29 protein-coding genes are annotated in these 23072 nt (G+C 63.5%); 15 read left to right on the top strand and 14 right to left on the bottom strand.

What is annotated here, in order from left to right; translation table 11 throughout:
* Both AC1M0F_RS07375 and AC1M0F_RS07370 read left to right on the top strand, forming a co-directional pair.
* Positions 1-609 (top strand): histone deacetylase, encoded by a 609-nt coding sequence (locus AC1M0F_RS07375; protein WP_480237578.1) that lies wholly within the window; start codon positions 1-3, stop codon positions 607-609.
* A 417-nt stretch (positions 610-1026) separates the two neighbouring features.
* Positions 1027-1311: a hypothetical protein gene (locus tag AC1M0F_RS07370; RefSeq protein WP_480237577.1), complete on the top strand. Its 285-nt coding sequence runs from the start codon at positions 1027-1029 to the stop codon at positions 1309-1311.
* A gap of 116 nt (positions 1312-1427) precedes the next feature.
* On the opposite strand, the gene AC1M0F_RS07365 is transcribed toward AC1M0F_RS07370, so the two are convergent.
* Positions 1428-2768: a DUF1214 domain-containing protein gene (locus tag AC1M0F_RS07365; protein WP_480237576.1), complete on the bottom strand. Its 1341-nt coding sequence runs from the start codon at positions 2766-2768 to the stop codon at positions 1428-1430.
* 24 nt (positions 2769-2792) lie between these two features.
* Positions 2793-4202, bottom strand: coding sequence for a DUF1214 domain-containing protein (locus AC1M0F_RS07360; protein WP_480237575.1), 1410 nt, complete (start codon positions 4200-4202; stop codon positions 2793-2795).
* 698 nt (positions 4203-4900) lie between these two features.
* Between AC1M0F_RS07360 and AC1M0F_RS07355 the strand changes: the two genes are divergently transcribed.
* The gene (locus AC1M0F_RS07355; RefSeq protein ID WP_480237574.1) at positions 4901-5485 is read left to right on the top strand and encodes a GNAT family N-acetyltransferase; all 585 of its coding nucleotides are present in this window, start codon (positions 4901-4903) and stop codon (positions 5483-5485) included.
* A gap of 104 nt (positions 5486-5589) precedes the next feature.
* On the opposite strand, the gene AC1M0F_RS07350 is transcribed toward AC1M0F_RS07355, so the two are convergent.
* The 4 genes from AC1M0F_RS07350 to AC1M0F_RS07335 all read right to left on the bottom strand — a co-directional run bounded on the left by AC1M0F_RS07350 (position 5590) and on the right by AC1M0F_RS07335 (position 8704).
* Entirely contained in the window at positions 5590-6237 is a 648-nt protein-coding gene (locus AC1M0F_RS07350) for an HAD-IA family hydrolase (RefSeq protein WP_480237573.1), read from the bottom strand.
* A 197-nt stretch (positions 6238-6434) separates the two neighbouring features.
* Positions 6435-7223: a helix-turn-helix domain-containing protein gene (locus AC1M0F_RS07345; protein WP_480237572.1), complete on the bottom strand. Its 789-nt coding sequence runs from the start codon at positions 7221-7223 to the stop codon at positions 6435-6437.
* A 14-nt stretch (positions 7224-7237) separates the two neighbouring features.
* A complete protein-coding gene (locus AC1M0F_RS07340) occupies positions 7238-8068 on the bottom strand; it encodes an alpha/beta fold hydrolase (protein ID WP_480237571.1) in 831 nt (276 codons plus the stop codon).
* A gap of 180 nt (positions 8069-8248) precedes the next feature.
* Positions 8249-8704 (bottom strand): SRPBCC family protein, encoded by a 456-nt coding sequence (locus tag AC1M0F_RS07335; RefSeq protein WP_480237570.1) that lies wholly within the window; start codon positions 8702-8704, stop codon positions 8249-8251.
* A gap of 116 nt (positions 8705-8820) precedes the next feature.
* On the opposite strand from AC1M0F_RS07335, the gene AC1M0F_RS07330 reads away from it, so the two are divergent.
* The gene (locus tag AC1M0F_RS07330) at positions 8821-9201 is read left to right on the top strand and encodes a winged helix-turn-helix transcriptional regulator (protein ID WP_480238434.1); all 381 of its coding nucleotides are present in this window, start codon (positions 8821-8823) and stop codon (positions 9199-9201) included.
* A gap of 175 nt (positions 9202-9376) precedes the next feature.
* On the opposite strand, the gene AC1M0F_RS07325 is transcribed toward AC1M0F_RS07330, so the two are convergent.
* Both AC1M0F_RS07325 and AC1M0F_RS07320 read right to left on the bottom strand, forming a co-directional pair.
* A complete protein-coding gene (locus tag AC1M0F_RS07325) occupies positions 9377-10126 on the bottom strand; it encodes a GAF domain-containing protein (RefSeq protein WP_480237569.1) in 750 nt (249 codons plus the stop codon).
* A 6-nt stretch (positions 10127-10132) separates the two neighbouring features.
* Entirely contained in the window at positions 10133-10795 is a 663-nt protein-coding gene (locus AC1M0F_RS07320; protein ID WP_480237568.1) for a GAF and ANTAR domain-containing protein, read from the bottom strand.
* A gap of 222 nt (positions 10796-11017) precedes the next feature.
* Between AC1M0F_RS07320 and AC1M0F_RS07315 the strand changes: the two genes are divergently transcribed.
* Positions 11018-11293, top strand: a complete 276-nt coding sequence (locus AC1M0F_RS07315) for a hypothetical protein (protein WP_480237567.1) — start codon at positions 11018-11020, stop codon at positions 11291-11293.
* Here AC1M0F_RS07315 and AC1M0F_RS07310 read toward each other — a convergent pair.
* Positions 11268-11633 carry a DUF7882 family protein gene (locus AC1M0F_RS07310; protein ID WP_480237566.1) on the bottom strand — a complete coding sequence of 122 codons (366 nt, stop codon included), beginning with the start codon at positions 11631-11633 and terminating at the stop codon, positions 11268-11270. The genes AC1M0F_RS07315 and AC1M0F_RS07310 overlap by 26 nt on opposite strands.
* 877 nt (positions 11634-12510) lie before the next feature.
* On the opposite strand from AC1M0F_RS07310, the gene AC1M0F_RS07305 reads away from it, so the two are divergent.
* On the top strand, positions 12511-13434 hold the full coding sequence (locus tag AC1M0F_RS07305; RefSeq protein WP_480237565.1) for a DMT family transporter: 924 nt from the start codon (positions 12511-12513) through the stop codon (positions 13432-13434).
* A gap of 213 nt (positions 13435-13647) precedes the next feature.
* Here the strand turns inward: AC1M0F_RS07305 and AC1M0F_RS07300 are convergent, their stop codons facing one another.
* Both AC1M0F_RS07300 and AC1M0F_RS07295 read right to left on the bottom strand, forming a co-directional pair.
* Positions 13648-13935: a hypothetical protein gene (locus AC1M0F_RS07300; protein ID WP_480237564.1), complete on the bottom strand. Its 288-nt coding sequence runs from the start codon at positions 13933-13935 to the stop codon at positions 13648-13650.
* Positions 13936-14131: 196 nt separating this feature from the next.
* On the bottom strand, positions 14132-14644 hold the full coding sequence (locus AC1M0F_RS07295) for a hypothetical protein (RefSeq protein WP_480237563.1): 513 nt from the start codon (positions 14642-14644) through the stop codon (positions 14132-14134).
* Between the two features lie 108 nt (positions 14645-14752).
* Here AC1M0F_RS07295 and AC1M0F_RS07290 point away from each other — a divergent pair, with 108 nt between their 5' ends.
* A complete protein-coding gene (locus AC1M0F_RS07290; RefSeq protein ID WP_480237562.1) occupies positions 14753-15664 on the top strand; it encodes a phosphotransferase in 912 nt (303 codons plus the stop codon).
* A 149-nt stretch (positions 15665-15813) separates the two neighbouring features.
* Here the strand turns inward: AC1M0F_RS07290 and AC1M0F_RS07285 are convergent, their stop codons facing one another.
* Positions 15814-16680 carry an alpha/beta fold hydrolase gene (locus AC1M0F_RS07285; protein ID WP_480237561.1) on the bottom strand — a complete coding sequence of 289 codons (867 nt, stop codon included), beginning with the start codon at positions 16678-16680 and terminating at the stop codon, positions 15814-15816.
* Between the two features lie 217 nt (positions 16681-16897).
* Here AC1M0F_RS07285 and AC1M0F_RS07280 point away from each other — a divergent pair, with 217 nt between their 5' ends.
* The 4 genes from AC1M0F_RS07280 (at position 16898) to AC1M0F_RS07265 (ending at position 19198) form a co-directional block, all read left to right on the top strand.
* Positions 16898-17353: a VOC family protein gene (locus AC1M0F_RS07280; protein WP_480237560.1), complete on the top strand. Its 456-nt coding sequence runs from the start codon at positions 16898-16900 to the stop codon at positions 17351-17353.
* Positions 17354-17479: 126 nt separating this feature from the next.
* Positions 17480-18139, top strand: coding sequence for a class I SAM-dependent methyltransferase (locus tag AC1M0F_RS07275; RefSeq protein ID WP_480237559.1), 660 nt, complete (start codon positions 17480-17482; stop codon positions 18137-18139).
* Positions 18133-18537, top strand: coding sequence for a hypothetical protein (locus tag AC1M0F_RS07270; protein ID WP_480237558.1), 405 nt, complete (start codon positions 18133-18135; stop codon positions 18535-18537). Before AC1M0F_RS07275 ends, AC1M0F_RS07270 begins: the two co-directional genes overlap by 7 nt.
* A 4-nt stretch (positions 18538-18541) precedes the next feature.
* The gene (locus AC1M0F_RS07265) at positions 18542-19198 is read left to right on the top strand and encodes a hypothetical protein (RefSeq protein ID WP_480237557.1); all 657 of its coding nucleotides are present in this window, start codon (positions 18542-18544) and stop codon (positions 19196-19198) included.
* A gap of 40 nt (positions 19199-19238) precedes the next feature.
* Here AC1M0F_RS07265 and AC1M0F_RS07260 read toward each other — a convergent pair whose 3' ends face one another.
* On the bottom strand, positions 19239-19799 hold the full coding sequence (locus AC1M0F_RS07260; RefSeq protein WP_480237556.1) for a dihydrofolate reductase family protein: 561 nt from the start codon (positions 19797-19799) through the stop codon (positions 19239-19241).
* Between the two features lie 350 nt (positions 19800-20149).
* On the opposite strand from AC1M0F_RS07260, the gene AC1M0F_RS07255 reads away from it, so the two are divergent.
* Both AC1M0F_RS07255 and AC1M0F_RS07250 read left to right on the top strand, forming a co-directional pair.
* On the top strand, positions 20150-20974 hold the full coding sequence (locus AC1M0F_RS07255) for a hypothetical protein (RefSeq protein ID WP_480237555.1): 825 nt from the start codon (positions 20150-20152) through the stop codon (positions 20972-20974).
* 89 nt (positions 20975-21063) lie between these two features.
* Positions 21064-21291, top strand: coding sequence for an RNA-binding S4 domain-containing protein (locus tag AC1M0F_RS07250; RefSeq protein WP_480237554.1), 228 nt, complete (start codon positions 21064-21066; stop codon positions 21289-21291).
* 12 nt (positions 21292-21303) lie between these two features.
* Here the strand turns inward: AC1M0F_RS07250 and AC1M0F_RS07245 are convergent, their stop codons facing one another.
* Positions 21304-22026 carry an MBL fold metallo-hydrolase gene (locus AC1M0F_RS07245; RefSeq protein ID WP_480237553.1) on the bottom strand — a complete coding sequence of 241 codons (723 nt, stop codon included), beginning with the start codon at positions 22024-22026 and terminating at the stop codon, positions 21304-21306.
* A gap of 53 nt (positions 22027-22079) precedes the next feature.
* Here AC1M0F_RS07245 and AC1M0F_RS07240 point away from each other — a divergent pair, with 53 nt between their 5' ends.
* Together AC1M0F_RS07240 and AC1M0F_RS07235 are read left to right on the top strand one after the other, a co-directional pair.
* Positions 22080-22622 carry a TetR-like C-terminal domain-containing protein gene (locus AC1M0F_RS07240; RefSeq protein ID WP_480237552.1) on the top strand — a complete coding sequence of 181 codons (543 nt, stop codon included), beginning with the start codon at positions 22080-22082 and terminating at the stop codon, positions 22620-22622.
* A gap of 71 nt (positions 22623-22693) precedes the next feature.
* Positions 22694-23056 (top strand): iron chaperone, encoded by a 363-nt coding sequence (locus AC1M0F_RS07235; RefSeq protein ID WP_480237551.1) that lies wholly within the window; start codon positions 22694-22696, stop codon positions 23054-23056.
* Positions 23057-23072 lie beyond the last annotated feature (16 nt).

The raw sequence follows: 23072 nt of genomic DNA, 5'->3' as shown, positions 1-23072 counted from the left end.
ATGGATCGGCTCTGGTACGTCGCGTACGGCACGAACCTGAGTCTTGCCCGCTTCCGGTGCTACATCGTCGGTGGACGACCTGTCGGCGGATCTCGCACCTATCCCGGGTGTCGCGACCGGACCGAACCCGGTGGCGACGTCGACCTGGACATCCCGGGTGCGCTCTGCTTCACCGGTCGTTCGAGCGTTTGGGGTGGCGGCATGGCGGTCTACGATGCACAAGCGCAGGGAATGGTGGCTGGCCGGGCGTACCTCCTAGCCGGGCAGCAGTTGGCGGATGTGCTCGCGCAGGAGACGCGCCAGCACCCTGGAGTCGACCTCGATCTCTCTGCCCTGCATCGCGCCGGGCGACTGGCAGTCGGGCCCGGTCGCTATCAGACCCTGATTCGTGTAGGCACCCGTGCGCGCCTCCCGGTGGTGACTTTCACGAGCGCCGCGGCGGGGGAGCGGGACCTCGTAGCACCCGCCGAGTCCTATCTGCGCGTGATGGCGGCTGGACTGCGTGAGTCGCGGAACTGGTCACCCGCGCGCATCGGCGCCTACCTGGCCGGGATCGCGGGAGCCGAACGGGCCTGGACGTCCGCCGCGATCGAGGCGATCGCCGCGTAGGTGGACCGCTGAGGTCCGGTGGCAACGCGAGCGCGGCATAGCCGGCGGCGCTTGTGCGGTTAGGGATCGCTAGGGCGACGCGGGCTGTCCCGCTGAGGGTTCGGCTATCCGACTGACGCGCCCTGTCCACAGGCCAGGCTAGTGGCTAGGACGGCTTGCTCATCGATCCCCGCGATCCGGATGTCGAGCGCCGCAAGGGCAGCGCTCGACAGGTCACCACCGATGCAGAATGTCCGGGCGTTCCAAAATCGCGTTCGGTAGCACAGTATGTGATCAGCTTCCATCCCCATGCAGTTTCGTCGCAGGAAACGTAGCTTTGGTGTCGCGAAGATCTTGCAGCTCCAGCCCGGACCCCGTTGTGTGCAGCGTTTCCGACTTTGCGCGGACTTCATCCGCCCATCCAACGAAAGCGAAACTATGTCTAACAACGCACGCACCTCCAACCAGAACGTCACCACGACCCGTCGTGCTGTCGAATCTAAAGCAGCCTTCAAGACCACCGAGTTCTACGTGTGGCTCATTGTGTCTGTTGCAATCCTCATCGCGGCAGCAGTCACCGACAACGGCGATGACGGCCAGGGTTTCGGAGCAGACCACGCCTGGCAGTACGTCGCTTTCGTCACAGTTGGCTACCTGATCAGCCGCGGCCTCGCGAAGTCCGGTACGCGCGGACACGAGGACAACGACAACAACGGCCACTAGGCAGCTTTTGCCGCAGCGAAGGCCGTTCTCCGATCTGGGGGACGGCCTTCGCCGCGATCGCGTCATCCGTGGCATCGGGGACCGACGCCATCTGCCCTCGACCGACGGACGCTGGGCTACGCGATGGGGACGACGTCGGTCAGGGCCCACTGCTTGGTCATGACTTCTCGGCCGACACCATAGAACCGGAACATGAGCTCGAAGCCGGCGGAGTCACCCGTTTCGATCGTGTTGGCCTCCTGACCGGGTTCGGCGTGGGGCGCGAAGTAGACATCGACAGTGCCGTCCTCGTTGGTAACCAGGCCGGGCGTCTGCGATGAGACCGAATACTTCGTGTTGCCGCGAATGAAGGCGTGCGTTCCGGCGTCGTACATGGTCACCGACCAGAACTGTGAGACGGGCACCTCGGCGGGCACTCGCATCCGGTATCTGGCAGTAGATGAGAAGATTTCGCCGACGCTGTCGCGGAGGTTCACGAGGTAGAACTGGCCGATCCCCAATCGCCGAATCCCGATGAAGGCCATGTGATAGATGACCCCGCGGTTCAGATAGGGGTAACCCTCGGGGTGAGCGTCAAAGCCGTCGCGTTGGCTGTCGGTGAAGTCGGATCGGCCGGGGAAGAACCATTGCGCCCCGTCGAAGAAGGGGTCGAAGCTTCGCTCGTACTCGGCTTTCAGCCAGGCGTGCGCCTCGCCGATCGCATCCTCGAGCAGCCCGATTTGCTCGGGGGTGGGTTCGAACGGCTCGCCCTTGCGGATGCCGATCGACCCGAGCATCTGCTCGAAGGGCCGGTCGCGCGCGAGCAGTGGTTCGTCCTGGATGACACGGTGCAGCAACTCGTAAAAGCGCAGGTCGTATGGGATGGTCGTGTCGACCACGTCGCCCTGCAAGTCCCGCGCCGCCGTTTCAGGCGGATTGTCGGCATCGGCGAGAGGATAGACGCGGATGCGTCGGCATAGCTCGAGCCCCTTGTCGAGCGCCTCTTGGGTACCCTCGGCGAGCACAGAACGCAGCAGCGCGTAGCTGCCGTAGGTTTCACAGGGCAGGGCGATGTAGCCGTCGGGCACGGGCTCATCCCATCCCGGCGGCAGGATGACGTACTTGCCGCCGCGGCCCTCGTCGACGCCGAAGTGGCCGACGTCCTCGAGCGGCACCTGCCAGAGGCTGCATACTGACCCGTTGAGCGCCTGTCCGTCGCTCTCGCCCGGGATTTCGACCACGACTGGCCCCTCGTGGGTGTCGAAGAACGCTATGTAGTAGATGAGGTCGGGGTTTGGGGTGAGCGTCTGGTTGCGCCAGTCGAGCAGCTTCGACCAGTAGACGAACTCATTCGTCGCACCCTCGGTCAGTGTCTCGCGCATCAGCTGGTAGTTGACAGCGGCCATCCCCCAGATCGCGGTCTCAACCGCGTGGCGATGCCTGCCGCGGGCAAGCACATCGGTGTGTGCGTACGTCATGATCTGCTCCTCCGATCGCTTCGTTTACGCCGTGACGGCAGTGGCCGGTGGATCGAGTTCGAAGTCGCCGGGGCGCCAGCTTCCGTCGAAGGCTCCCTCGGTGGGGCCGTAGATGCGGAAATAGACGAACCATCCCGCCCCCGGAACTGTGCGCACCCAGCGGTCTTCCGCGCCATCGGGCGCAGTCGGCCCGAAGTGAAGAGTGACCTCGTCACCATCGAGATGCTCGCCGAGCTCGAACAGGGACCGCAGGGCGGCGTTGCCCTGTTCGGTGGCGATCTGGCTGCGGGTCTGCGCGTCGTATACAGTGACGCTCCAGAACAGCTTTGCCGGGACCGGCAAGGGCACAGCCAGCGAATAGGTTGAACCGCCGTCGAGATAGACGCCGTTGCTGTCGCGGGCGCCGAACCAGTACACCGACCCGCCGCCCGCCTGCCGGCGGAACATCGCGGGCGACGTCGCTATGGCCTGATAGAACCAGGTCTCCCGCGCTGTGACGTCAAGGCGGCCATCGAGCTGGAACGACGCGTTCTCCGGGCGAAGGCTCACCCACTCCCACTGCCGGTCGGACCACGCCACCCGGTCACCACGGCGGTCGGCCAGCGACTGCACCCGCAGCTGTGCGTCGGCCTCGGCCGCGGCGCGGGCGAGGATGCTGACCGTGCGCTCATCCGTGGGGAGCGGCTCGCCGGGGCGGATGTCGAGCACCGCGAGGTCGGCGAGGTAGCCGTCGTCGGCGGCGGTCGTTCCTTCCTCGGTGATATAGCGGAGGAGGGTCTTCCAATAGTCACCGCTGGCCTGTACTCGATTCGGGCTGGTGTCCTGCGGCTTGCCCGACAGGTCGATCCACTCGGCCTCGTCCCACGGTGAAGACGGGTCGAGTGGCGCCACGCGGGTTTGCTTCATCAGCGCGACTGCCCGATCGACATCGCCATCAAGAGGCACTGCACGGAGCCCGGCGATCACGTGTCTGGTCGTTGCTCGCACAACGAAGGCACCATCGACGTCGAGATCCGCGGCATCCGCGTCGCGGGGCAGGATGACGTAGCGGCCACCTTCCCCGTGGTCCGCACCGGGGATGCCCATGTCGGCGATCCACGACTGATCTGCGTTCAGAATTGCGCCAAGCATGGGGCCGGCCGGCACGTCGACGACGAGCGGGCCGTCACTGAGGTCGAGGATGACCGACGCGTAGGGCGTGTCAGAGTTGAGCGTGAGCCCGCGCTGCTCCGGCCGGGTGTCCATCGTGCCGAACACTCGGTTGGGCACGATGCCGATCGCGAGGTTGCCGTCGAGGAGCGTGTAACCCGAGACGGCGGGAAAGAAGTGCTTGTAGGCGCTGATCGCGCGGATGAGGTCGGCGGCGTCATAAGCGGCCTCGATGGTCGCGGGCGTCGGGAAGCCCTTCGGGAACTCGTACTCGTCGTCGATCATCGTTCTTCCCCCGGTCGTTCGTCATCTGAAATCACGGCCTCCCAGTCCCGGGCGACACTCGCGACAGTGCAACCGCGAACATCCGCAGCCCTCAGCGAAGCCCCCATCGCCCCACCCGTCCCGACATCCATGGTCCAGCACTAGGGAACCACGCAACGGGCCCAGGAGGGAAGAGTTGGCCGCGATTCTGACATACGACTTCGCGTAGCACGCGGAGACGGTTCACCAGGATGTCGCCCATGTGTCCGACCAGAATCGACTGGCCCTTCCCGCTGAGGGTTAGAGACAACGTTCGCGCTGAGGGTTCGTCCAGCAGTAATGGGCGCTCGGCGACACCAGGCGTCTGATTCTCGAAGCAAAACCTGCGGGGGAGAGGGGGCTCGACGGGCTGCAGTGCGTCGTCGCTGTATTGCGAGGGCGCTCTTCGAGTCACCAGCTTTGGTTGATGTCTGGTACTTCGAGCGGGACACGCTTCAGCTCATCGACCCCACGGTACTTGCGTTGCGCTCGCGGTCCGTCTTGCGGGCGATTACCTGGTTTCCGCGTTCGCGTTAGTGGAGACCGCTTCATGCGGTACTCAGGTGCTGAATTTTCTTGAAGAAGCGTTCGGTATCAGATTTACTGGTTGGCACGCGTAAGGAGGCACGCTTCCTGACCTTCTTGAACTCGTTCCCCTACAACGCCGGAGGATGGGCTGGATGACTTCACACGTGACCAAACCGCTCACTCCCGAAACCTTCCCGGCGTGGCTGGCGCTCGCGCAGAAGCACAACGGAGTCTGGGGCGGGTGCTATTGCTCGTATTTCCATGACGACACGGAGCACACCATCAAGAGCGAGTACGACGGGCCGACGTTCAAACAGAGGCTCGTGGCGGAGGGCGTCGCGCACGCCGCGCTCGTCTTCGACGGCGACGACGCGATCGGGTGGTGCGAGTACGGCAGCCCGGTCGAACTGCCGCGCATCTACCACCGCAGGGAGTACGACGCAGGGGAGACCGCGCCGGCGCCGTGGCGCATCACATGCTTCTTCGTCGACCGCGACCACCGACGTTCGGGCGTGGCGCGGGAGGCGCTGGATGGCGCGCTCGAGCTGATCGCGCGGGCTGGCGGTGGCGAGGTGGTTTCGTTCCCCAACGAACTCGCGCCGGGCAAGAGGACGTCGTCCTCGTTTCTCCACAACGGCACGAGGGCCATGTTCGAGAAGGCGGGATTCACGTTCGAGCGTCACATTGGCAAGAACAAGACCGTGATGCGTAAGACTATCCCGCCGACCCGCGGCTGATGCCTTGTTCACGCGGGCCGGCGGCGACGTCAGGCCCACTCGCGGCGCCTTCGGCCGCCGCCGGGCTGCCCGCCGGCTGATGGTTCCGCCAGGTGGGATGATCTTCACGGGTGCGTCTCGACGCGAATGCCCGTATCGGTTGCAGCGATTGTGCAGTAGGTCAGATCGGGAATCACAGCATGGGCAGAACCCAGGACGTCTGGAGACTGCGACGTGGCGACTGCCAGTACCCTCGCGCCTGAGGCAAGGCCCGCCACGAGGCCGGCTGGCGCGTCTTCGATGACGAGGCAATTTGACGGGGTCCGACCCAGCGCAGCCGCGGCTTTCATATAGCCTTCCGGATCCGGTTTGCCGTGGGTCACGTCTTCAGCGGCGATCAAGACCGGAGGGATCGGCAGTCCGGCGACGGTAAGTCGCGCGCGCATAAGCTCCTGCGATCCAGAGGTAACGGCAGCCCACCGGTCCGGTGGCAGCTTCATCAGCAGGTCCAGCACGGCAGGTAGTGCGACGACGCCATCTAGATCGTCCAGTTCCAGCTGAGTGAGTTCTGCAGCGCCGGCCGCGCACTCAGATGCGGGGAGGAACTCGGCAACGGTGTCCTCCGTCCTTCGGCCGTGGCACACCGCAAGAATCGCGTTGACGTCCAGTCCGTGCCTGGACGCCCAGGTGTTCCACGTCCGCTCGACCACTGGCGTGGAGTCCACGAGAGTGCCATCGATATCGAACAGAAGTGCTTCCACGTCAAACTGCATGGTTCGACGGTATCGTTGGCAAATCCACCGCTGTCGGAGCTCAACGCGAAAGGCGTGAATGGATCGCTGATTCGTGGAGAAATCAGGCGATGCGCATGCCAATCACACGCAGCGTCGGTTTGTGCCCGCTGAGGGTTCCTTGCGAGAGTTACGAGGGTTATAAAGCTCGCGATCCGCCTCACCGAATGGAGCCTCGCTTAGCGATCGCCTTGGATTCGCGTCGCCGGAACTTTTTCGAGCCGCGTCCAGCCACGCCACCCGCGTTCCTCGAGGATCGCCAGCAGCCGTCGAGCGACCGGTGCAGACTCGGTCATGGCCGCGTCCAGCAGCGCCAAGAGCGGATCCGTCTGATCGCCGCCAATTTCAAGTTCACCGCTCTGAACAGCGCGGATGCGGAGTTGCTCGACGAGGTCGGCGAGTTCGACAACTCGCGGATCGTCCGCCGACCAATCAGGCGCAGAGCCGAGGAGGCGATAGAGCCGCGTCATATCAGGGTCCTGGTCTAGATGGCGGTTCTTCTCGGCGATCACGGAGTCGATGATTTGCGGATACTGCGCGGCGAGCATGATCCAGGCATCCCTTTCGAGCTCGATGTACGCCTCGCCGATACCGAGCGCGCGCAGCCGGTTCAGGTAGTCCACGACGCTCTGGGGGAGGGTCAGGTGATCGCCGGCGGCAAGCGTGGCGATTCGCTTGCGGTTGTTCTGGAGGCGACGGATGTCGGCGCTCAAGGCATGGTCGATCTCTTCGACAGCACGAGTGAACTCATCCGGGCCGGCGACGAGGAGCTCCTGCACTCGCGCAAGTGGCACACCCGCATCCGCCAGCACGCGGATGCGGATCAGCCGCACGACGGCGGCTGCGTCGTAGTTGCGGTAGCCGGAGTGGTCGCGTCCGGGCTCGGCGAGTAGGCCGATCTGGTGGTAGTGACGGACTGTGCGCACCGTCACTCCGGCGTACGACGCCAGTTGGCTGATCGTGAGCATGGCTCCATCCTGCCTCAATGGGCGACGCTGCGGACCGCCTCGGCGACTGCGCGATAGTCCTTGCGGAGGATCGCGCCGTGATTGCTTGCGACCTTCGCGTGGATCGTGATGTGTGGGTTGCGGTCGGCCACCGCGGGCACGCTCGCGCGGATCTTCTCCTGCCCATCGCCTTTGCTACCGAACGACGTTCCGGACGCGAGGACGTATCGGGTCGGGACGGTGATCCCATCCATCACCGGACCGAGTTCCCGTTCGCGCGCGAGCTTGCCCACCTCGATGTTGCATTCGGCCATCTCCGGCGCGGTCATCCGAGGCGTCAGTCCGGTCACGCGGAGTGGCACCATCAGCCACCGCATCCGCCGGAAGATCTTCCGGATGCCCTGCTCCATCTCATCGGTGAGCCAGTCGTTTGGCTGCGCACCGTCGACGAGCACTGCGCCGATCGCCCGGTTCGGATTGCGACTCGCCCAGTGCGCGGCGACGAACGCGCCGTACGACCACCCGACCACGAGGGTTCGCTCGATGCCCCGAGCGTCGAGCACGGCATCGACATCGCGGACGCTTGCCTCGAAGGAATAGTCCGCGGAACGCCCCGACTTCCGCCCGCGGGCTCGCTCGTCGTAGGTGAGGTGCCGCCACCCCGGCCCCAACTCGCCGATGACCCGCCGCCAGTATCCCTGGGTGGCGAACTGTCCGTTGAGGTAAACCACGGGCGGCCCTGAGCCCCCTGAATCGGTGACGGCAAGAGCGGTGTCTTCCACTGGCACCATGCCGGTCCAGGGCTGGGTCGTGCTGATCGTGGATGTCACCACTCGCCCTCTGCGTCGTGTTGCCTTCTGCGTCATGCCATCCAGCGTGCAGGGTTGACGCAACGTCAGGGTCAAGCCGTCAGAGTGCGAAACCCGCGAGTTCCTCTTTGGACCACTCAAACTCGTGTATCTCGACCTGCCTCTCACACGGGCATACAGGAATCAAGCTTTCGAGTACGCCTCACGCAGCACAGCGTTCGCGGAACTCGCGAACGCCTACAAAGATCGCGACAGAAAGAGACGTGCGAGCTTGTCCAGACACTCGTCGAGGCCGGCTTGCGACATGTCCCGGGCCCCCTGGTCGGTGTAACCGTACTCGGTTACACTCACTTGGCTGTGGCTGTCTTCGAGTCGTTCGAACGTGACTACATGTGGGACGGCGTCGGGCACACCGCCCGGGATGCCAGCGTCGGCAGGGCTGATGTTTCGTCCATCGGCGGTGGAGAACCGCATGTCGTATTCGAGCCGATTTGGCGGGTCTACCAACGTGTATGTCCAGGTGTTGTACATCTCGGCGCCGCCGAATTCCGCAGGGGCCCGCATCGCGATGAGGGAGACGCCGCCGCTTCTGACATCGAGATCCGCGACCGGACAGGTGAACCCGGCAGGCCCCCACCACTGCTTGACCAAACTGGGCTCGGTCCAGGCCGCATAGGCCGCTTCAACCGGCACCGGGAACACCCTCGTAGACCGGACCTCGAATGTCGGATGGGAGCTGCTCATAGCCTGCCCTTTTCAGTATGATATTCGTAGTGAAATGACGCTATCACTACGAGTATGTCCGCGACATCGTCTACTTCGGCAAGCGCTCCTTCAAGGGATTCCTGGCCGCCGAAGAGCGCATTGCCCCGAGCGTGCTGGCAGCCCGGCTCGCTCAGCTTGAAGACAACGCCATCCTCAGCCGGGCCCCCGACCCCACCGATTCCCGACGGATCGTCTACAGCCTCACCGAGCGCGGTCTCGCGCTCATCCCCGTCCTGCTCGAGATCGCTCACTGGAGCGCCCAAATCGACCCCGACACTGACGCGCCGCCTGAATGGATCGCAGTCGTCGATCACCACAAGGCAGCCATGACCGACCTGATAATCAATACCGTCCGCGACGGTGGCAGCATCTTCGGCGGCGGCGACAGTGTGATCGCCTCTCTGCCGACTTCACGAGGAACATAGGGGGTCGGGTGGGCCGCTGCGCGAAGAGACTGCCGTTTGGATCGTCCGCCCCGGCGCCGGGGCCACGATCCCGGGCTGTGGGGGCGCCGATGAATTCAGATCCACGTATATTCACGTTGGCCTGGAGGTGATGACAGCGAGAGGGGTGTTCTGCGGTCCTGTGGACGGGACCTGGTCAGCTGGAGACGATTTCGGATGTCGTTATTGTGCGGCGGGTGATGGCTTCAGAGACGCGGCGGAGAGTGGTGCCGTTCGCACGCGCGTAGCGCCGGAGCGAGTTGAAGGCCTCTGTCATCGTGAGATTTTCTGTATCAGCGAGCACCCCTTTGGCCTGTTCGATGAGGATGCGGGTATCCAGGGCGAGGTGCAACTGTTCGGTGATTGCGAACGGTGTCCGGAAGTTGCGTTCGTGAAGGACGCCAAGGACTGCGAGGTCGGCCAGTGCTTGTGCGACGCTTCCGTCCTCTTCGGAAGTCGGGCCAGGCTGGGAGTGCAGAAGGTTCATCACCCCAACCACGTCGTTCCGTAGTCGCATCGGAACGGCGTAGGTGGCGCGGAATCCCTGCTCGAGGGCCGTCCGATGGAACCTGGGCCACTTCTCCGCCACTTTTTCGATGTCTGCAACGGTGACCGGCGCAGCAGTGTTGTAGCAATCGAAGCACGGTCCTTCGCCCGCGGCGATGATGATGGTTTCGACCAATTCCGCTTCTTCGCTGGTGGAGGCGACCAGCTCGAGATCCCCGGCGGCATCCGCCAATAGGATGCCGCCGGCTTCGACGCCGAGGATATCGGTGCAGGCGTTCAGAAGTGTCGACAGGAGATCGACGATGTCGTACTCGTTCATCAGCGCGTCGGCCATCGCGATGAAGGCCGCGTTGATCTTCGCTTCCCGCGTTTTCTCGCTCACCATGTGTTCTTTGCTCATCTGAGATCAGTCCCTCGATATTGAAAAGTCGAGCCGTCGGTCCACCACGTCACGAGCGACCTCGCGAAGGCTGACGCCGTTGGAAAAGGCGTACGCGCGCATTCGAGCCAACGCATCGGACGCCGTGATATCGAGCTGGCTGAGTACCATCCCGGTAGCTTGATGCACTTCACGCCGCATTTCGATCGGCGCGGTCTCGTCGGACTCCTCGCCGTCGGCGAGTGCGATCGCCCGGCGGAGTGCCTGGCCTGCGACCGCGCGGCCGAGTGAGCGGCCGACGTCGCGGGCTTCAATGTCCAGGGCGCCGGGGGTGTCCCTGTAACAGAGTGCGGCGCCCACGCAGGCGGCGCCGAGGGTCAGCGGAAAAAGGAAGACAGCAGCCACTTGAAGGTCTTGGGCGCGGGCGAGGAATAACGGCCATCGGTCAGCGGTCGCGACCTCGGGAATCAACACAGGTCGCGCGGCGGCGACGCAGTCGAAGAGCGGTCCTTCGCCCAGGTCAAGGTGGGCTTCCTCGAGTTGGGCGGCGGTGTCATCACTCGCGTGAATAACCAGAGCCTTCTCGTCTCGGTTGAAGACAGAGATGGCCACACCGCTGATTGGTAGCAGGTCGAGGAAGGGGGCGGAGAGTCTTCGTCCCAGATCTGATGTTGCTTGCGCGGCGTTCAAGATGCCCCCGTCACAACACGTTCCAGCTCTCGGGGCAGGCTGGTGACTGTGTCAAGACAGAAGGTATCTTTTGCACTCGCGGGATTGCAGGAGTAAGCAGGGCGAAAGCACGCAAGGCGAACTTCGGTGGAGCCGTGGACGTAGCAAGCCGAACGAGGGATCGCAAACCGTGCGTTCTGTTGCCGATTCGACGTATCGTTACGACTGAGAAAGGCGGCTGCCATGATCATCACCACTCTCGCGATCGGCGACCGACGTTTTCGCTTGGTGCAGGATGCCGACGTCTCCGATTTGGAAGACGAGCTGGTAGCGGCAATGCGCGCCGGTGGGGGAACGGTGTCTATTCCTGCAGCAGGCGCCCACTCCGTCCGCGCCATCGTCACGCCCGGGTTGCCGGTGCTCTTTGAATCGTCGGAGGAGTACGAGATCGGTATTCCGAACTTCGACGACGATATCTCCTACGAGAGCTATGTCAACGACTACCGGCAAGATCTTTGACCTCTACGGCTTGTGCACCAACGAAAGTTAGGGGTTGCGGGACGGCGTGCGCCGTCTCGGGTTCCGCCAGGAGGACGAGCCCACCCGGGGTGTACGCGCGTTCCGCGAGCCTATCGACCCACGCTCGATTGAGGGCAGGCATCTCGTTCGTCGTGTAGTCGTATCGCAGAGACAACGTGGGGTGCAACCAGATGGTTGTTCGTCCACCGTCCCTCGCCGGCCAACTGAAGTAGAACGACTCGCCCCGGCGCAGTTTGGAACCGATCACGATTTGAAGGTGCGCCAACGTGCGGTCGTCGAACTCGATGGGGCTGCCGCCGTCGTACAAAAGAGTACCCATAGCTATCTCCCGGAATGTTTGTTTACACGTCCCAGGGTCCGGGGGATCAGCTATTGCGATCCTACGGTGACCGAGAAGAAGGCGCCACCTTTCTCTGAGGCTGGGGTCTCGTGGATGAACTGGGGTCAATACTTCAGGTACCAAGACCCAACTCGATGGCTGCCGACTTGGTGAGTCCTCGAGGGCCCCACTTAGACGCGGTGTGCGCGTGCAGGCCAGCCTGGCCCTGCGGCGCCGATCTAGTGTTTTCTCCCACGAGTGTCGTAGAAAGACCCGGGTCGAACGGTTGCACGTCGGACGTAAGTGTGCGAAAGTACAAATTGGCAACCGGTTTCCAAAAGGGAACGCCGGCCCGAGGAGGACAAATTTCAATGGCGAAAATCGGCGTACAGGCAACGATGGCCCTTTCGAGACTCTTCGGTAGTTGAGGGAGATCGGCAGCCATGCCGTGCAGATCTCGCAGATCCCGATGAGATTGGCCAGTACCTCCTGGTCGAGCAGGACGAGCAGTACGGCCGCACCCCGCTCGAGTGCCTGCAGACCTCATATGACATGGTCGCGCTCGACTACGCCGACCTCTTCTAAGGCGCCAAGGCGCCACGCCTGCCCCTGCGCCCTCGCCGAAACTCATTGCGTCGCGACAAACCGCCCAGGCACAACAAACAGAAGGAACCGCAATATGGCAGTCGCAATAACCGTCTGCAGGGCGAGCGAGGATGCCGCGATGCTTGTGCGCAGCGGTACGCCCGCCTTGGTCGTTCCTGGGCTCGCCACCGCCTTCCCGGCGGGCTATTAAGTGCAGCAGGTTGTCAGTATTCCAGTGGTTCAGCGGCCTAGATCGGCAGCACGTGCACTGGCTACGGGAATCCCTCTGGCCGTGACCGCAGGTCTAACGCTGCCACTGCAGGCCCGGATCAACGGCGAACTGGGACAACGACTACAGGATCCGCTCTTGGCAGGGTTGTTTAGCTTCAGCGGTGCCGCCTTGATCATGGCCGCTGTCACAGTATTGCTACCCGCTGGACGTGCCGCCTTCGGGAAACTCCTCTCCGGCACCCGCGAGGGCACCGTTCCCTGGTACTTCCACGGTGCTGGCATCCTTGGCGCGTACTTCATCTTTGCCCAGACAAGCTTTGTCGCAAGCGTCGGGATCGCGATCTATACGGTGGCGGTCGTGACTGGCCAGACGGTCAGCGGACTAGCCGTAGACCGGCTCGGTATTGGCCCCGGCGGCAAACGGGCGATAACCACGATGCGTGTACTCGGTTTGATACTCACGGTGAGCGCGGTGGCCTGGGCGGTGTCCCCTCGACTCTCGGACATGCCGAATCCCGAAGGAATGCTGGTCCCGCTCGCACTGGTTGTCCTAGCCGCGATTCTGATGACGTTTCAGCACGCCGTGAACGGCAGGATCGCTGCGCAGGTCCACTCGCCAATCCCGGGAACCCTGGTTAACTATGTGGTCGGCAGTGTCGGGCTGGCGTTCATTTGGGTGCTGAGTCTGGCACTCACCGGCGGGATGCCCACACTTCCGCCCGAGCCCTGGCTATACACCGGCGGCGCGCTTGGATGCATCAACCTCGTCCTGAGCGCCTTGTTGATTCGGCATATCGGCGTGCTGCTCACGGGGCTGAGCATGATCGCCGGCCAGCTGATCGGAGCCCTGCTCATGGACTGGCTGCTGCCGGTGGCGGGCAGCGCAATCTATCCGCAAACCATATTCGGCACACTGCTCGTACTGGTCGCCATCGTCATCACCGCACTGCCCGGGTCAGCACTGCGCAAGTTCTGGCGGCTGTGACGATCGCTTCCGCACGCGGCGCGGCATTCCGACTTCACAACCGTGCCGGACACTTCACGACTTCACGCAGCTGGATGCAATAGGTGGGATCTGTCAATCCGAGGCGTGACGACCCCTTGGCTAGGTCGATGGTTGAAGGCAGAACACCTCGTCCCTCAAAGGCTCGACTTCGAGCGACGAGGTTGTCGGCGGCCTTGTCCTGGCCTAGTACGCCTAGCTCGCTGGCTCGGCTTCCGGGTCGGCTCGTCTTCGCAGGCGACGGATGAGGAGTCCCGCTGTCCCGAAGGCGCAGAGTGCAGCGGCGAGCACCAGCCCACAATTCATGCCGAACGTGAACCATGTAGGCAGATCCACCTCGCCACGTTCGACGTCTATGAGTGCCGTCGTCCAGTCCGTCGTCGCAGCGACTGTGAAAACGGCGGTGGGTACGAAGACGACCAGGGTCGTTGTGGAGATGACCAGCCAGACGATTACATTGACCAGTGAGAGTTCGCGAGGCACGACAGAGAGCCTACGGCCGAACTAGCCCCTGGGTCGCTCCGGCCCGAACCGCAGCTCGAGGAACCCACCGCAGAAGGGGGCCCGCTGAGCGAAGTGCAATCAGAGGTGAAGTGCTCGGCGATCGCCTGGGCGACGCGGGCTGTCCGGCTGAGGTTCCAATAGAGGGTGTCTCTCGAGCGGCGTAAGGAGGCTCAATTCAATGCCAGTACGTCGAGCTCAGCAGACGAGTGACGATTACGGGGGCGCCGTTCATTCGCGCTGACAGCGTCTGGGCTTGGCCCACCGCGTGGCCGATCGACTGGTCGAGGCCCAGCCTCAAATGCTTCCACGTGTCGCCTTCGGTTACGGCATCGAAGCCGGCTGCGTCCATCGGGACGCTCGGTTTGTAGCGACTACTCCACAGTCGCACGAGTGCGCCCTCGAAGATGACGGCGCGTTTTTCGAGAAGCTGCAGGTTTGTGTAGCCCATCGGAATTGATTTGCCAGGTTGGTCAGGGTGAAATCCGCCGAGGATAGTAGGCGATATGCCGCTGTTGGTCTCATAGAGACGAGCAGTCTCCGAGTGCTCGGTGTCGAACGCCGAAGGGGCGTCAGCCAACCAGTCGCTGTAGTAAATGCAGGTGCGCAAGTTCACGTCGATCTGCGGAAGTTTCTCCGCTCGCCATTCGGTTTCGTCCCTGATGGACAGGATTGGCGGCGCGGATGTCATTGTCACAGTCAACACCACAGGCCGGCCCCGCTGGACGTTCTCGCTGGGGGTTCCTGATGGGTTCCCGGCGCGGATAGGTGGCAAGCCTGCTGACGCTACCGTAGGTGTGTGGAGATATTGGCGCTCGCTACTTCGATCGTGCGGTCGTTGGGGATCAGCGCGGCTGAAACGTCCGCACTGCCGGGTGGAAATCAAAACCACGTCGTGCGTGTGAACGGGGACGGCCGCGATCTTGTCGTTCGGTTCTCGAAGGTCAGCGACCAGGTTGCCGATCCATTCGACGTCGAAGCGTGGTGCCTGCGAGCCGCAGCGACTGCCGGGATCCCCAGTTCTCCGATGGTCGCGAGGGGATGGCTGGATGGCCTCTCGTATCTCGTCGTCGACTATGTCGAAGGGAGCACTGCGTCGGCGAGTGATCCGGGCGCGTGGAGATCGATCGGCGGATTCGCCTCAGTGCTTTCCAAACTCGATGTGGCCGGTGCTCCAGAGGCGTTGTTCTCGCGCTTCGGGCGTGACCTTGACGCTGCGTGGCTGGCCCACCTCGACTACAACAGAGCAGCGCTCACCGAGGCCGACGAACTGGTGGCCCTCGGCCTCTACCGCCCCGACGAGCGCGCACGACTCCTCCGCATGCTGGACTCGCTTCAACAACGTTCACTTCCGCAAGGACTTATTCACGGCGACATGTCCACGCGGAATCTCCTGGGCGGCGAGCGATACACCCTCATTGACTGGGGCGCGGCGACAGTCGGTCCGGTCGTCTGGGGTGATCTCGAGCGGATCCATCGCTGGAAGCTGCTGGAGGATGCAGAGTCCGCTGTGAGCGAGGTGGCCTGGGCCAATGTGCTCGAGGGAAGTGGACTCACGGATTCGGAAGCCACGACGGTTGTGCGTGAACTGACGGTTTTGCAGGCCTTGGACGTCATCCGATGGGCGCTCGAGGTGCGACCCGATCGGCTGTCAGCGCTCATCCCGCAATCGACGGCGCTGCTCAGGGGAGCGTTGAACTCCAGCGGCTGATGGGGCTGGCCACCATGCGATGCTCTTTAGGCCGTCGACATGCTGAAGCCCGCCAGACACCGTCATCGTCAGTGAGACGTTGCGGGACGATTCCGAGGCGTGAACGATGGCAGCTACCGCCCTACCTACGGCCGGGAATCATGTTTGCCTCAGGGCCGGTTCAATACCTCGCGAAGTTTAGCGGCGAAGGCCTCAGGCTGGCCGGCGTAACCGAACTCGCCACCCATGAAACCACCGTGGTGGCTGGGGAAGACCGTCGCCTGCTGGCCGAGCTGTTCGGCCAACGCGATCGCGGTCCGACCGGTATAGACCTTCACGGACTCCTCCCCGACCGCGACCACGATCCGGGTCGGCGCCGCCTTCAGGGCCTCAAGATCTGGCTGGTAGAGGGGCACCGCCCAGGAGCGGTCCGACAGCAGCGGGTCCTCCCGTGTGCCGTCGTCCTCCGTTGGCATCCCGAACGCGGCCGGCTCGGGCGCGGGTTGGGCGAGGTGCTCATCCGTCACCTCGCCCTCCCACGAGGTCATCGCGATGAACGCGGCCATTCCGGCTCCCCAACCCTTGTCCTGGTACACCTGGGTGTATGCAGCCCGGGCCCGCTGCACAGCTTCCGCATCTGGCAACACGCAGTCGATCGGCGGCTCGTGTGCGACCAGGGTCGACACATCATCCGGGTACGCCGTGACCAGCGCGAGCGCGCTCACCGCACCGCCGCTGCTGGCAAGCATGTCCACCGGACCGGCGCCCAGCGCCTGGATAATCGCGTGGATGTCCTCGGCCTGGGTCTCCGGCTCGTTCGTGACCCCGCCATCCTTCCGTTTGCTCCGGCCCAAGCCGCGCGGGTCGTACGTCACGACGGTGCGGTCCTCGAACAACTTCACCTGGGCCTGGAACCCGCTCGCGTCCATCGGCTGACCGATCATCACCAGCGGTGGGCGGCTATCCGTGGTCGGCAGTGGCCCGTGCACGTCATAGACCAAGTCGACCTCTGGTAGTTCGAGGGTGTGTTGAGTCACGGGCGGCCTCTCCTCCGTAGCAAGAATCTCACCGCATAGTACGTCGCGGCATCCACAGCGCGCTACCGAATCCCCGCCTGAACGTATACTTTGTGCCGCTGAAGGTCCCCGCTGAGGGTCCGCAAAGGGGGGAGGATAACCGCACCGAGTAATTCACGGCGCCCGTCACGAATTCGGCATACTGCCCGACATCGACGTGCGTCCCGAGGGTGTCGTCGTGCGCATCCCGTACCGGGGTCTGGAAGGCATCCCCATTGCCGCTGTAGATTTTGCGGCCGCCGTATCCGAGGTAGCAGCCGGACTGCTGCTGGCCGCCGATCCGTCGCTCGCGCAGTCGATCGGCATTTACGTCGCCCAGCATTCCCAGACCGACGTGCGACCGTTCTTCACGGCCGCACTGGGCTACGAACCGTACGGCGACACGGATGCCGTCGATCCGCTGCGCTGCGGGCCGCAGCTCGCCTTCAACCCGATCACTGACGACACTCCGGCGAGAGGCCGCACGCACTTCGACGTCTTTGTGCCGGCCGATCAGGCACAGGCACGAGTGAACGCCGCGCTCGCCGCCGGAGGACGGCTTGCTGACGATTCGCACGCTCCCGACTGGTGGTCGCTCGCGTCGCCCGACAACCACGGCGTGGACATCGCCTCCTGGACCGATACCGACGACTGACTCACGCTGGCACTCTCGTCGCGCGGGGCGGACGGGTTGGGTACTGTGCCGGATGTGCGGGACGATTCTGTCGCGCAGGTCGACTGCGCATCGGTGGCAGGGATGATGCGCGGCTAGGTTGGTTGCATGCTGACGGATGCAGTGCGGCGCGCTTACGGCGAGAGAGCAGGCGAATACACGGAGGTACTCGGCTCGCTCTCCGCGATGGCGGAAGAGGATCAGGATCTCATCTCAGGTTGGGCTCGTGATATCGACGGCCCGACGATCGACGCCGGATGCGGCCCCGGCCACTGGACAAAGTTCGTGCATGACCACGGGGTGGCTGCCGAAGGCATCGACATGGTGAGTGAGTTCATCGATCATGCAACTGCCCGATTTCCTGAGGTTCCATTTCGAGTCGCAACGCTCGAAGCGCTGCCAGCTGACGACGGTGCACTGGCCGCGATCCTCTCGTGGTACTCGCTCATCCACACCCCGCCGCATGATGTACCGGCGGTGCTCAGCGAGTTCGCCCGATGCATCGAACCGGACGGATCACTTCTTCTCGGCTTCTTCGAGGGTGAGCAAATCACAGCGTTCGACCACGCCGTCGTGACGGCGTACTTCTGGCCGGTCCCGCTTTTGCAAGATGAGTTGACCGCCGCCGGCTTCGAGATCGTCGAGACGCACACCCGAGCCGATCCTGGCAAGCGGCCGCACGCGGCGATCATCGCCCGCCGCCGCCGCTCGTTGTCACTCAGAGGGTTCGACTACCCGCAGCGTCAGAGCGGTCAGGGGAATTGCTGATTCCCGTCACATTCGACCAGATCGATGACTTGTTCTTCCCAATGGATGAAGCAAGCTGCAGCGGCGGCGCGTTCACCGTCTGGGGCTACGTCGAGGGCACAGAATTCGGGGCTCGCCGCCCAGTCGCGAGGTACCGAATCCTGCTTCGGATCTCTGACGCCATCAGCTTCACGTGGGACGCCACGGGTGGCACCGGCGACCTGATTCTGGAGAGCATTCATGAGTCCGACAACGAAGTCCGCATGACAGGGGGCATCCCAGGACAGTTGCACGTCACCACCCGAGGAAAACCGCACGTCCAGTTCCTCATCGAAGAGACGCCCTACGAAGAGCGTCGACGATTCCGTTGGGTGAGTTTGCCTCAGGCGACATCGCGCGCGTCCCGGCCGATATGGTGACGTCATGACCCAGCCGGCCGACCTGTCACCAGCGCATGACGGAGAAGGTGTCTCTTCGAACCCCGTACAGACGCCGACTGACTCGACGTGGACGTGGCGGAAGACTGTGCTCGTTTACGCCGCGACCGTGGTCCCAGTCGCCGCGCTGTCGGCTTTCGTGGTGGTCATCCCGATGTTCGCAGCGTTCGGCCTGATTCTCATCGCAGTCCCGTACACGACGTTCGTGACATACATGCTCGTGCGTCTTCGCCGGGCAGCAGCCGCGGAGGTAGCCTCATCGGCGCCGAGCATTGATCCGGCGGCCGCCGGGTTCGCGACGGTATGGCAGCGATTCTCACTCATTAACGCGGGTGCGCTCGGCCTTGTCGGCGTTGTCGCCCTTGCGACCATGAACTCGGGTTCAGGTCTCATTTTCGTCGCAATGGAACTCCTGGCCGTGCTCTCCGTCATGGAGATCGTGGTCAACATCCCTTGGATTTACGGACGACAAACCGCCATCGCCGAAGCGCACGCCATCCGGGCTCGTGTCGCCTCAGCGCGGATCATCATTTTCAATCGGAGGCTCAGTTGGTGTATCTGGTATGCCGGCAGCATCCTTGCCGTTGTCATCGTCGTCAACTACGCCGTGACCATGATCGCTGCGGAAACCGCGTCGATCTAGGAGAGCGCGTACGGATCGGGACCTGATGAGGGTCCACCCCTCACTCGCGGGGCCGGTATCGCAAGGCGACCGCGCCCGACCGGAACTCGTGGCGATCCACGAGCTCTAACTGGATGCGCTCCCGCAGACCGGCGAGCAACGTCGGCCCGTGTCCGGCAAGGACCGGCTGAACGACGAATTCATACTCGTCGATCAAACCCAGATCTGCCAACGCCAGGGGGAGGGTCACGCCACCGACCCACAGGCCCTCGCCCGGCTCCTGCTTGAGCCGCTGAACCGTTTGCGCCACGCCGCCGTCGACCAACTCAGCATTCCAGTCGACCCCGCTCAGCGTGCTTGACACGACGTACTTTTTTGCCCGGTCGATAGTCTCGGCGAATGGGATCTCCCATTCATCCATCCAGTCGGGCCACATGCTCGTGGCCGGCTTCCGCCACGCCGATTCCATCATCTCGTAGGTCACCCGGCCGAACAGCAGGGCATCGGCTCGTTCCATCTCAGCGGTCCAGTAGCGCATCGACTCCTCGTCAGGGGGAAGCCCCGCCTCGTGATGGCAGCAGCCGTCGAGCGTGACGTTGATCGAGTATCGAAGTGGTCTCATCGGGTTCCTCCCTGTGATGCGCGCAGCGCGTTTCACGGATCGTACTCCGAGAGGCTTCGCTCTGGGGCCTCTCTCCGGAAGGAGCGTCCGATCACGTCAGATCACCGAGGGTCGTCGCGATGGCTCACCGACCGCTGTGAACCGTCGTGCAACGCAAGAAGACGTCCGTTCGGCACATAGACAGGGTAGGGATTCAGTGCCAGGCGCGCCTCCCGTCGCGAATCAATGAAGGACAACCATGAACGAGAACATCCTCTGGTCGATCGCCTGTTCAAGTGGCCTCGCGCAACGCCGACGGGGTCGGGACGAGCCACTGTCCGCGGCCCGCCGGCGCTGAGTAGGATCACGACATGCGACGACAGTCAGAGCGGGGAGTATCCCCTCGAAGGGCACGGCATCGCTCGGCCGTCGCGTTCACGATTCCGGCCGCTCTCAGCGTCCTCCTGCTCGCGGCGTGCGCTTCGGCCGGTCCGCCACCCGCTGCGGAACGCGCCACGGTGAAGGAGCCGGCGAGCAGCAACAATTCCGACGAGATGCTCATGTGCCGAGGCACTCCCGTGCCAGCGCAGGCGCTGACCACACCGAGGCCGGCTACCGAGCTTCCGGCCGAGGTGGTGGCTGTGCTTGAAGACCCGCTGGTTGGCATCGAAGAGCCACTCTCCGAATGGTTGATCGCACACGAGAGCGCAGAGCTCGTGATCGTCATGCACGAGCTCGAAGAGCCCCTAGATATGGGTGCAGGGGACATCAGTTCATACGCACTGATCACGATCGGCGCGGGCGCAGAACAGGCACTTCCTCTCGAGGTGCCATGGGGGCTTCAGCGATCAACGAATTGCACACCGACGATTGATCTCGGTTCGTTCACCGAGGCTGGAGTGACGCTCGACCCGGATGCACCGCCTCAGAGTGGAGACGAACGAATCGCGCTGCTCGTCAGTGAGCACGACTGCAACTCGGGCCAGCCGGCGACCGGTCGGATCGAGCTCATCGAACTCGTCGAGACCGCGACCACCGTCGAACTCGTCATCGGAGTTCGCCCGAATACGGGCGGAATCCGAACCTGCCAGTCGAATCCGCCGACACCGTTCACCGTCGACCTCGAGCAGCCACTTGCTGAGCGCATGATCCTGAATGCCGCCGTCGCTCCGGCGCGTGAGGTTACCTGGCCGTAGTAGGTAGTTGCGGCGGATGCTCCGCTGAGGGTTGGTGTTCAGCCGATGATCGGCTCAGGGGCGAGCATCGGGCCGACTAAGATTCGGGGATGACGAATCCGGCTCAGATCGACGATGTCGCGATCGGTGGTGAGGTCATTCGACTCGGGCAGTTCCTGAAATTCGCTGGCCTCTTCGATTCCGGCGGAGACGTGAAAGAGGCCATTCTCGACGGCCTCGTGGCCGTGAACGGCGAGGTCGATCGCCGACGCGGAAGGCAGCTGCAGCTCGGAGACGTCGTCAGCTTCTACGGGCGCGGAGCCCGCGTCTGCCCCTGAAATTGCGACGCGCTACGTCGCCTTGCGCGCCGCGGCCTCGACGGCGGCGACCGCGGCCTCGACGCCGGATTTCCATGGAGCCCCATGGCCGGGCAGAACCCACGTCGCACCGGTGCCAACGATGGCACGCAGCGACGTGATCGCCTCGTCCGGCTCATCGGTGAACGGTGCAGGCTGGGGGCCAGTCTCGCCAGTGAGCACGTGGCGAGTTGTGAGACCGTCGCCAACGAATACGGCATCCGCGATGGGGACGTACACAGCGATGCTCCCTTCGGAATGCCCGGGCATCCCGATGATCTGCGGGGAGCCGGGAAGATCAAGTGTCTCGCCATCTCGCACCTCGACGACCTCGGTAAGCCAGGTTGTTCGGATCCCGCCCTTGCGGAGCGAGTAAGCCGCAAACCCGAGCAATGGGCCCCAACGCATCGACTGCTTCGCGGTTGCGGGCTTCGAGCCGCCCTTCGCTCGGCCCGCGTCGCCCGGGTGAATGTAGACGGGCACTCCGTGGTCGCGGCGTAGCCGTTCGGCGAATCCGACGTGGTCAGAATCGCCGTGCGTCAGGATCACCCCTTTGATGTCATCGAGCGTGCGGCCTGCCGAGTTGAGTTCAGCGAGCAAGTCGCGCCAGTGGCCGGCGAGACCCGCGTCGATGACGGTCACGCCCTCCGGGGTGATGACGAGGTATGCCGCAACGATGTCGTTGCCAATGCGGTGGAGGAAATTGTCGAGTTGCATGTTGGCTATTGTACGTAGCCATCATGGCTACTGTCAATAGCTATACTGGTGCTATGCCTACTCCGGACAAGACCTCTCTCGACGCCATTGTGCTGGCCGCCCGCCACCTTCTCGAAGAAGAAGGGCTGGGAGGGCTCACGATGCAGGCCATCGCGCATCGCGTGGGAGTGCGCGCCCCCTCTCTCTACAAGCGCGTGCAAAGCCGGGATGAACTCATCCAGCTTGTGGCCGAGGCGAGCCTGACCGACCTGGCCCATCGCCTGAATTCCGTACGGGATCTCGTGGAACTCGCGAACCGGTTCCGTGCCTTCGGCCACGAGCATCCCGCTGCCTTTCAGCTGATCATGTCGCCCGGGGCCGGAACTCCGGTTGCACGGCCCGAGTTCGGGGCCGCGGCGAGTCAGGCCGTCCTCCACCTGGCAGGCGCACTCGCCGGTTCGGAAAACGCGCTCGAAGCTGCACGAACCCTCACCGCGTGGGCCGCCGGCTTTGTCAGCATGGAACTGAACGGTGGCTTCAATCTCGGAGGAAATATCGAGCATGCATGGGAGTTCGGCGTGACGAGGATCGTCGAGGCGATCACAGCGGCCACATGACGAACAGGCCCCTATCTCGCACCCGATGTCAGGACGGAACGCCCCACGGTGGCCACAGTTAAACTCATGTCATGGCTGAGAAAGCGAGGAGCGTCGAAGAGTATCTCAATGCACTCGACCCCGCGTATCGGGCAGAACTCGAACGGATTCGCGCGCTTGTAACGGAACTCGTGCCAGATACCGAAGAGACCATGAGCTACGGAATGCCGACCCTCAAGTACAAGAACCGGGCGCTGGTGTACTTCACGGCGTCAAAAAGGCACATGAGTTTTTACCCGTCGTCCTGGGCGATCGAGGAGATGAAGGACCAGCTCAAGGACTACAAGACCAGCGAACACGCGATCCAATTCACGCTGGACAAGACCCTGCCGAATCGTCTGATCGAGGATCTCGTTCGCATCCATGTGCGTGAGATCGACGCCAACAGACAATAGGCACCCATTCGTCAGT

Source organism: Mycetocola sp. Y719, assembly GCF_056713205.1.
Note: the sequence above shows the minus strand (reverse complement) of the source record. Positions and strands in the feature narration are given on the sequence as shown.